General features: G+C 30.3%; 9 protein-coding genes. 4 read left to right on the top strand and 5 right to left on the bottom strand.

The features are described 5' to 3' along the window. Positions 1–126: 126 nt before the first annotated feature. The 3 genes from CRV02_RS13765 to CRV02_RS13755 form a co-directional block, all read right to left on the bottom strand. Complete coding sequence (locus tag CRV02_RS13765; RefSeq protein WP_129090824.1) at positions 127–2,067, bottom strand: autotransporter outer membrane beta-barrel domain-containing protein; 1,941 nt, start codon at positions 2,065–2,067, stop codon at positions 127–129. A 185-nt stretch (positions 2,068–2,252) separates the two neighbouring features. After that, positions 2,253–3,068 (bottom strand): alpha/beta hydrolase, encoded by an 816-nt coding sequence (locus CRV02_RS13760; RefSeq protein ID WP_129090823.1) that lies wholly within the window; start codon positions 3,066–3,068, stop codon positions 2,253–2,255. Beyond that, positions 3,069–3,413 carry a helix-turn-helix domain-containing protein gene (locus CRV02_RS13755; RefSeq protein ID WP_129090822.1) on the bottom strand — a complete coding sequence of 115 codons (345 nt, stop codon included), beginning with the start codon at positions 3,411–3,413 and terminating at the stop codon, positions 3,069–3,071. 134 nt (positions 3,414–3,547) lie between these two features. On the opposite strand from CRV02_RS13755, the gene CRV02_RS13750 reads away from it, so the two are divergent. Then, positions 3,548–4,522 (top strand): YhdH/YhfP family quinone oxidoreductase, encoded by a 975-nt coding sequence (locus CRV02_RS13750; protein ID WP_129090821.1) that lies wholly within the window; start codon positions 3,548–3,550, stop codon positions 4,520–4,522. A 15-nt stretch (positions 4,523–4,537) separates the two neighbouring features. Here CRV02_RS13750 and CRV02_RS13745 read toward each other — a convergent pair whose 3' ends face one another. Continuing rightward, on the bottom strand, positions 4,538–4,894 hold the full coding sequence (locus tag CRV02_RS13745) for a helix-turn-helix domain-containing protein (RefSeq protein WP_129084010.1): 357 nt from the start codon (positions 4,892–4,894) through the stop codon (positions 4,538–4,540). A 124-nt stretch (positions 4,895–5,018) separates the two neighbouring features. On the opposite strand from CRV02_RS13745, the gene trxA reads away from it, so the two are divergent. The 3 genes from trxA (at position 5,019) to CRV02_RS13730 (ending at position 7,023) form a co-directional block, all read left to right on the top strand. Beyond that, the gene (gene trxA, locus CRV02_RS13740) at positions 5,019–5,333 is read left to right on the top strand and encodes a thioredoxin (RefSeq protein WP_129084009.1); all 315 of its coding nucleotides are present in this window, start codon (positions 5,019–5,021) and stop codon (positions 5,331–5,333) included. Positions 5,334–5,463: 130 nt separating this feature from the next. Continuing rightward, positions 5,464–6,696: a glutamate-5-semialdehyde dehydrogenase gene (locus tag CRV02_RS13735; RefSeq protein ID WP_129084008.1), complete on the top strand. Its 1,233-nt coding sequence runs from the start codon at positions 5,464–5,466 to the stop codon at positions 6,694–6,696. After that, complete coding sequence (locus CRV02_RS13730; protein WP_129090820.1) at positions 6,697–7,023, top strand: putative quinol monooxygenase; 327 nt, start codon at positions 6,697–6,699, stop codon at positions 7,021–7,023. It begins immediately after the preceding gene. Positions 7,024–7,025: 2 nt separating this feature from the next. On the opposite strand, the gene CRV02_RS13725 is transcribed toward CRV02_RS13730, so the two are convergent. After that, a complete protein-coding gene (locus CRV02_RS13725) occupies positions 7,026–7,655 on the bottom strand; it encodes a LysE family translocator (protein ID WP_129090819.1) in 630 nt (209 codons plus the stop codon). Positions 7,656–7,705: the final 50 nt, after the last annotated feature.

The raw sequence follows: 7,705 nt of genomic DNA, 5'->3' as shown, positions 1-7,705 counted from the left end.
AGCTAAAATCAACTAGTCTTTTCATTATTCTTTCCCTTGTTAATTGAATATTTAAATATTCTAACAAGTGAAAGTCAAATGAAAGTCAAATGAAGTTTATAATCAAATAATTTCTTTAGTTTTATTTTAAAATTGCCAAGAAAGTTTAGCTGAAACAGTTTGATTAGAGAAAGTAGAATCTCTCCCTTCATAATTATATTCAAATCTTAAATCAGTCTCTTCGTTGATAGTTTTCTTAATACCAACTCCTATTTCATATGATAACTTATCATTTTCCATTCCTTGTGTAGTAAATGATAAATTAGAATTTCCTGCATATGAAGAAGTATTAGAGTTTTCTCCTTGGTCTAAATCATAATTAATCATGGCATTGGAAAGAAGAGTATAATTATTTTGCAGTTTATACTCTAGGTCTGTACCTATCACAACTTTAAAGTTCTTAGATGAGAATTTATCAACAGCTAGGTTCAATACTCCAGCACCACTTTCAGTATAAGCAGGATTTTTCATATATGTATACATAGCTTTAGCTGTAGGCACAACTAAAAGCTTGTCATTGATTTGAATATTTCTAATGATTCTAGCAGAAGCACTAGCAATCTTACCATTGTATGAAGCTGTTGCCGTAGAGTTTGTTGTATTCTCTTTTCTTGAAGTCGTTGTATCTTGAATACCTAAACTAAATTGATAAAAAAAGATAGTATCTTTATCTAAAATAGGAGTAGAACCATAAGCTACTAAATTATAAATATCTAAAGAACTAGATTGTTCAACATTGTTTGTATCAACATCTCCATTTGCATAAACAAATGCTAAACCAAATCTTTTATTTTCACTAAACTCTTTGTCTGCACCAAATGCCATACCGTATGAATCAAACTCATATCCATCAAAACCATCTTTGTCATCTTGTTTTGCTTTAGCACCAAAAACTTTTGACCAAGCAGAATAGTTACCTTGTAGATAATCCCCTGAATTAGCACCAGAAGAAAAACCAATACCTCTAATACCAAGTTGCCTTCCAGAGATAACACTACCAATTGTTTGTTGAACTTGGTTTGAAGTATTTACTATTGCAGAAGCAATCACGGGAGTTGTTTCTTTAACAGCTTGTGCCACTTCTTTATCTGTTGCTTTACTATTTAAAGCAGAGATAAAACCATTTAAGTTATTTCCACTATCTTTTAGTTTATCAAGTACTTTTGCAGCATCTGAAGATTGCTTGTCATTTGGGTTTGTTGCATCAAAGATTGATTTACCTTCTACTATGTTGAAATCAATTGCTTTTATTGTGATATCACCAGGTCCACCACCTACAAGAGCTATATATTCAGCTTCAAAATTAAGCAAGGCACTATTATCTGTAATAGTTAAATCTGATGCTATAATCTCATTGCTTGCCCTAAAAACATCTCTTAATGTTTGTCCTACAAGAAGTTTTTCATTTGGATTTTTTACTACATTAAAATCAATAGTAGTTCCTGCTTCTAAAGTAATATTGTTTGCAAAAACTTGAGAGTATTTTGGAGTATTTGCATCTGCACTATTATCTACTTTTATTCGAAGTGTTCCATTTGATGTTTGTGTGAAATTGTTTGTAACTATTTCATACTCAGTTGAGTTTGATTTATTATCAATAATATCTAGGTAGATATTTCCATTGTTTTTTACAATATTTCCTAATCCACCATATGCATAGATGCCATAGAATAAGTCTCCATTATTAACTATTGTAGTGTTAGAAGAAGTTTCTTTCACTGTATTTATACTGTAATTATATCTGCCATTATCATAAGTATGTAGATATTCACCAAATGACCCATTATTAGTAAGATGAGTATCATCTTGTAGTATCCCACCAAGTTGTAATACTATTCCATTATTTACAATTGTCCCTGTAACTATTTGTCCTCCACTTGTTGTTTCTCCAACAGCAGTACTATTAAGAATAAAAGGTAAAGCAGCATTTGCATTAGTAGTTACAATACTCACAACTAGTGCTGAAACTACAACTGAAATTTTACCACTTTTAAAAATTTTAAATCTTGATTTATAGTCATTTTTCATTTTTTCTCCAAAATATAATATTCATTTATTTACGATAACATCTGAAAGTCAAATGAAAGTCATAATTAAATAATTTTTTTAATTTATTTTAGAATTGTCAAGAAAGTTTATCTGAAACTATTTGATTAGATAAAGTAGAATTTCTTCAGTAATAGCATTTTTAGTAAGTTTATTTTATTTGATAATTAAAATTTATTGTTTAATATTCTTATCCAGTTTTCTTCCCATCCTTTTTGATGAGTAAACTCTTTTAAAACAGTATGTTTTATATTCGAAGTATCCTTAAAATAAGAGTTGTAGGAGTTGAAAATAGAGCTATCTATAATAATGTCTTTTCCTCCGATTAAGTGAACTTGTTTTATTTTCTCTAAACTTTTAGCAAACTGTGGTGGATTTAAAGAACCATGTAAAGAGCTTATATTATGTTTTTGTGTCCAGTATTTGTGGTCTATATTTCCTGCAAGTGTTAATAAAAAGCTTATATCCTCTCTTTTAGCACTTATAAGTGTGGCAATTGCTCCTCCACCTGAATATCCTATAAGTTCAAACTCTTTATTTAAAAACTTTTCTTTTAATAAATCTAAGGCGCTTAAATAAGAACTTAACACTTCTTTTGAGTATCTATGTGAAGTCCAGTATTTTTTTTCACAGCTATTATCATTTGTATATTGACAAGGGCGTGCTAAGTAGATTTTACAAGAGCTTTTATCTTTTAAAAATAGCTTCATAGCTAGAGGATTTATAGGAGTAGGGTTATTAGAAACTTTTGTTCTGCTTACCCATGATAAACCATCCCCTTCGATATACACTCTTAAAGTATTGCATGAAGAAGCTTTTTGCAAAGAGTATAAAGAGAAGGTATTTGTATGAAGAACTTCCTTTTTGATTTGTCTTTTTTTTATAAGTTCATTTGAAGTAGTTATTCTTTCTTCAACTGTAGGAATAGAAGAACAAGCAGAAAAAAATAAAACTACAAATAAAAATAGAGAGAAAGATTTCATTTATTTATCAAACTTCTCTTTATGAACTTCACCCCAAAGATATAGCTGTTTTAATATAGGCTTTAAGCTCTCCCCATAAGGTGTTAAACTATATTCTACTTTTGGTGGAACTACAGGATATACTTCTCTATGGACAATATTATCTTTTTCTAGTTCTCTTAGTTTTTGTATTAACATCTTTTCTGTTGTTCTTGGAAGCATCTTTTGAAGCTCACTAAATCTTAGGGTATCTCGTCTTAAATACCATAAAATCAATATTTTCCATTTACCAGCAAGTACATCAAGTGCAGTTTCTACTGGACACTTTACTATATCTTCTTCTAATTCTTTAATTTTTTTATTCATTATAGATACCTTTAATTCGCTTAACTATCTTTTTAGATAGTACATTTCTTTTTAGTTAGTTCTTGTCTCTTTGTCTGATTTTAGCTAAAGTTTTAATATAAAGAAATAAAAATCAAAAACTAAAAGGATAATTCATGAAAGCATTTGTAGTAGAAAAACTAGAAGACAAAAAATTTGAGTGTGGAATTCAAGATATTGAAGTTCCAACATTAGAAGAAAATGAAGTATTAATTAAAGCAACGTACTCATCTTTAAACTATAAAGATGCCTTAAGCTCAGTTGGCAATCCCGGAGTTACAAGAGTATTTCCTCATGTAACTGGAATTGATGTAGCAGGAACTGTAGAAAAGTCAACAAGTTCAGATTTTGCAGTAGGGCAAAAAGTTCTTGTTACAGGATATGATTTAGGTATGAATACAGATGGTGGACATAGTGAATATGTAAGGGTGCCAGCTTCATGGGTGGTTACTATTCCAGAGGGAATTTCTGATAGAGAAATCATGACTTATGGAACAGCTGGACTTACTGCAGCACTTTCTGTAAATGAGCTTTTAAACAATGGTATTACAAGTGGAGAAGTACTTGTTACAGGAGCAACAGGTGGAGTTGGAAGTATTGCTGTTGCTATTTTAAGTAAGCTTGGATTTTCAGTAACTGCTATTTCTGGGAAAGAGGATAAGATTCCTTTCTTAAAAGAGTTAGGAGCAAAAGAGGTTATCCTAAGAGCTGATTTTGATGTTGAAAATAAAAGACCAATGGGAAGTGAAAAGTATGATGGTGTAATTGATACTGTTGGTGGAAATATCTTAGCGGAAGCATTAAAAGTAGTAAAATATGATGGAGTAGCAACTTGTTGTGGATTAACTTCATCTCATGAATTACCTACAAATGTATTTCCATTTATTTTAAGAGGTGTAAGATTAGTTGGTATTGACTCAGTTGAGTGTAAAATTGAGAAGAAAACAGCTGCTTGGGAAAAGTTAGCTTCTGATTTTGCAATTGATACTTTAGAAGAGTTAACTACGCAAATCTCTTTAGATGAAGTAAAAGAAGCATATGAAAAACTATTAGCTGGAAAAGCTGTAGGAAGATACTTAGTTAAGATTTAATATTAAATTGTGTGGTTATTCAATCACACAATTTGCATCTTTTGTAATAGCTATATCATGCTCTTTTGCATACTCTTTCCCCCAATCATGTAACTCTTGTAAAATAGGAATAAGTTTTTCTCCATTTTTAGTTAGTTTATATTCAACTTTTGGGGGAATAACTGGGTAGGCTATTCTTTCTACAATACCAACTTCTTCTAGTTCTCTTAGTTGTTGGGTTAGCATCTTTTGGCTAATTTGTGGAATTAGCTTTTTTAATTCACCATTTCTTTTAACACCTTTTTTTAGTGCCCAAAGAACCATAGCTTTCCATTTCCCACCAATCATATCTGTTGCTAATTGAAAAAAACAGTTGTAGTTTTTTGCTTCCATAATCAAGCCTTTTATAGTGTTTATAGTTACCAAAAAGTGCCTATATTACTATTCGGTATATACTTGACAATTGTCAACTAATAAGTTAATATACAACAATTAAAATAAAAAAAAGGATAATTAAATGGGTAAATATATTGAATTAACAAATGATAATTTTGAAGCAACAGTAAACGAAGGTGTATCTTTAGTAGACTTCTGGGCTCCATGGTGTGGACCTTGTAGAATGCTTGCTCCTGTAATTGATGAATTAGCAGAAGACTTTGACGGTAAAGCGAACATTTGTAAAGTAAATACAGATGAGCAACAAGATTTAGCGGTTAAATATGGAGTTAGATCAATTCCTACAATTGTATTCATGAAAAATGGAGAAGTAGTTGATACTTTAGTTGGTGCACAATCTAAACAAGCATTAGCTGATAAATTAAACTCACTATAATATTAAATAACAATATTTAAAAGTAGCAGTGACTTGCTGCTACTTTAACTCCTCTTTTTCAAAAACTTTCATATTTAAAATAAGTATAATTAGATAAAATAACAAATCAAAAAATAATTAGGGAAAATTGATGCAACAATTTTTAGAAGAATCAAAAAAAGTTAGTAAAGAGATTGCTACACTTAGTGGTGAAGTAAAAAATAGAGTATTAAATGAGATGGCTGACGCTTTAATTGAAAATTGTGACTATATAGTAGGTTGCAATGAAAAAGATATGAGTGTTGGAAGACTTGGAAATCTTGATGAAGCTTTATTAGATAGACTTCTTCTTACTGGTGAGCGAGTTGAAGGTATGGCAAATGCTATTAGAGAAATAGCAACATTAAAAGAACCAGTTGGAAGAACTCTTGATGGATGGGTTACTGAAAATGGTTTAAATATTCAAAAAGTTTCTATTCCTATTGGAGTAATTGGTATTATTTATGAAAGTAGACCAAATGTTACTTCTGATACAGCTGCACTTTGTTTTAAAAGTGGAAATGTATGCGTATTAAAAGGTGGAAAAGAAGCTGAACACTCAAATAAAGCCATTGCAAATATTTTAAGACATGTATTAGCAAAAAATAAACTACCAGAACAAGCTATCTCATTACTTCCCGATTCAAGTAGAGAAGGGGTTGCAAACCTAATAAAACAAGATAAATATGTAGATTTAATAGTTCCAAGAGGTGGAGAAGCACTTATTAAGTATGTAAGTGAAAATTCAACTGTTCCAGTTGTAAAACACGATAAAGGACTTTGCCATATCTATTTAGATAGAGATGCAAATCATCAAAAAGCAATTGAGATTGCAATAAATGCAAAATGCTCAAGACCAGGTGTTTGTAATGCAATGGAGACTTTACTTATTCATAAAGATGTAGCGGCATATATTTTACCTCCACTGCATGAAGCATATGAAAAGTACGGAACAGAACTTAAAGGTTGTGATGCAACAAGAAAGTTTATAGATATTCAATGTGCTACCCATGATGATTATGATACTGAGTATTTAGCAAACAAACTAAATATCAAAATCGTAGATAGTGTAGATGATGCAATTTTACATATCTCAAAATATGGTTCAGGGCACTCAGAAGCTATTATTAGTGAAAACTATTCTATTGTAAATAAGTTTTTAAATGAAGTAGATGCTGCTTGTGTATATGCAAATGCAAGTACAAGGTTTACAGATGGTGGTGCTTTTGGACTTGGAGCTGAGGTTGGTATTTCAACAAATAAACTTCATTCAAGAGGACCAATGGGAATAAATGATTTAACAACATTTAAATATAAAGTTTATGGAACAGGACAGGTAAGATAGATGTCAAAAAAGATTTATTGTATTGCTTCATTTAAAGCAAAAGAGGGTAAAGAACAAGAGTTATTAGAGGTTTTACAAGGACTTGAACCTCAAACACTTAGAGAAGATGGATGTATTCAATATATTGTTACAAAACATATAGAACATCCAAATGCAATGGGAAAATCATTTCCTATTGTATTTAATGAAATTTGGGAGTCAAAAGAGGCTTTTGAATTACACTGCAATAAACCATACATTGCAAACTTTTTTCAAACACATTGTGTAGATGAAGATGGTTTTGTAGAAGACTTTAATGTATGTGTTTATTCTGATGAAGTAAATTAGTTCTATCTTGAAGATAGAGCTAATTTAACTGCTAAAGCACCTAGCACAAAAGAAGTAAGAATATTTAAAACCTTAGAGATACTAGGATTTTCCATTAGTTTACTACTTAACATATTTCCTGCTATTCCTATTGAAGAAAAAACAACTACTGTTAAAGCCATAAATACTAAACCTAAAATAATCATTTGCATAGGCACATTTCCTAGTTCAGGGTTTACAAACTGAGGAAGAAAAGCTAAGAAAAATATAGATACTTTTGGATTTAAAATATTCATAATAAAACCTTTAGCATACATTTTTTTTAACTCATTACTAGAGTCTTGTACACTTAAATCTAATTTGTCATTTCTATGTCTAAATGCTTGATAAGCTATATAAAGTAAATAAGCAGCACCAATATATTTTACAAGATTAAAAGCTAATTCTGATGTTTGGAAAATAACTGATATACCAAAAGCAGCAGCTGAAGTGTGAATAACAATGCCAGAACAAAGTCCAAGGGTTGTTACAATCGCAGCTTTTTTACTTTTTGTCATACCTTGTGTTAAAACATAAATATTATCAGGCCCTGGTGCTAAACATAAAAGAAATGAAGCAGCTATAAACATATATAAAGATGTAAAATCTATCATTATTTTTCTCCTTTAAAACAAAGATTATATAAAAAACTTACTTTATACCA

The organism is Arcobacter sp. CECT 8989, assembly GCF_004116715.1.
Lineage (GTDB): Bacteria > Campylobacterota > Campylobacteria > Campylobacterales > Arcobacteraceae > Halarcobacter.
Note: the sequence above shows the minus strand (reverse complement) of the source record. Positions and strands in the feature narration are given on the sequence as shown.

Bases quoted from the DNA above. Each gene is read 5' to 3' on its own strand.
- CRV02_RS13765 (WP_129090824.1), bottom strand. From the start codon at position 2,067: ATGAAAAATGACTATAAATCAAGATTTAAAATTTTTAAAAGTGGTAAA.
- CRV02_RS13760 (WP_129090823.1), bottom strand. From the start codon at position 3,068: ATGAAATCTTTCTCTCTATTTTTATTTGTAGTTTTATTTTTTTCTGCT.
- CRV02_RS13755 (WP_129090822.1), bottom strand. From the start codon at position 3,413: ATGAATAAAAAAATTAAAGAATTAGAAGAAGATATAGTAAAGTGTCCA.
- CRV02_RS13750 (WP_129090821.1), top strand. From the start codon at position 3,548: ATGAAAGCATTTGTAGTAGAAAAACTAGAAGACAAAAAATTTGAGTGT.
- CRV02_RS13745 (WP_129084010.1), bottom strand. From the start codon at position 4,894: ATGGAAGCAAAAAACTACAACTGTTTTTTTCAATTAGCAACAGATATG.
- trxA (WP_129084009.1), top strand. From the start codon at position 5,019: ATGGGTAAATATATTGAATTAACAAATGATAATTTTGAAGCAACAGTA.
- CRV02_RS13735 (WP_129084008.1), top strand. From the start codon at position 5,464: ATGCAACAATTTTTAGAAGAATCAAAAAAAGTTAGTAAAGAGATTGCT.
- CRV02_RS13730 (WP_129090820.1), top strand. From the start codon at position 6,697: ATGTCAAAAAAGATTTATTGTATTGCTTCATTTAAAGCAAAAGAGGGT.
- CRV02_RS13725 (WP_129090819.1), bottom strand. From the start codon at position 7,655: ATGATAGATTTTACATCTTTATATATGTTTATAGCTGCTTCATTTCTT.